The following is a 781-nucleotide window of genomic DNA, read 5'->3' as shown; positions in this document are numbered from 1 at the left end:
ATCCCTAGCCAGCGCAGCCAGCGCCAACAGAACCGTCAGTTTCGCAGTTCCCGCCACCGGTGGCACCGTCGCCAACACTGCTAGCAGCACCTCAACGAGCCCAGACCCCAATCCCGACAACAATAACGGCCGCGCTCCCGGCGCAACTGTTACCACCACTATCACCGCTGCCCCGACTCCGACTCCCCCACTCCCACCGACTCCGACTCCCCCACCCCCACCGACTCCGACTCCGACTCCCGCCAACCAACCACCGATAGCTAGCAACGTCAACCTCGAAATCGCCCCCAGCAGCACTGTGGCGATCGCAGGACTCGGAGGAAGCGACCCCGACGGTTCGATCGCATCCTTCACCATCAACACCCTCCCACCAGCAAATGAAGGGCTGATATTTTTAGGCAATCCCGAAACCGGCGGCCGGATTGTCACCGCCGGTGAAATTCTGACACCTGCTGACATTAACCAATTATTTTTCCAATCGACAGGCAACTTTACAACAGCAAATTTCACCTACAGCGCTACAGACAACCAGGGGGCCACCAGCCCCGCCAGCGCTACTGTATCGGCGCTGCTGCCGGTGCCAAACCAACCGCCCCTAGCTAACAACGTCAACCTTGAGATCGGCCCCAGCAGCGCTGTGGCGATCGCAGGACTAGGCGGCACAGATCCAGACGGGTTGATCGCATCCTTCACCATCAACACCGTCCCACCAGCAAATGAAGGGCTGATATTTTTAGGCAATCCCGAAACCGGCGGCCGGATTGTCACCGCCGGTGAAATT

The 781-nt window shown here is 59.4% G+C and carries 1 protein-coding gene; it reads left to right on the top strand.

The genetic code is table 11. The annotated features are described in order from the left end of the window. On the top strand, positions 1-781 hold a 781-nt coding region (locus tag QUB04_RS32100; protein WP_445301107.1), incomplete at both ends, for an Ig-like domain-containing protein.

This window comes from Microcoleus sp. D2_18a_B4, from assembly GCF_036702475.1.
Taxonomy (GTDB): domain Bacteria; phylum Cyanobacteriota; class Cyanobacteriia; order Cyanobacteriales; family Microcoleaceae; genus Microcoleus.
The sequence above is the reverse complement of the archived record's forward strand: the minus strand, read 5'-3'. Positions and strand labels throughout refer to the sequence as shown.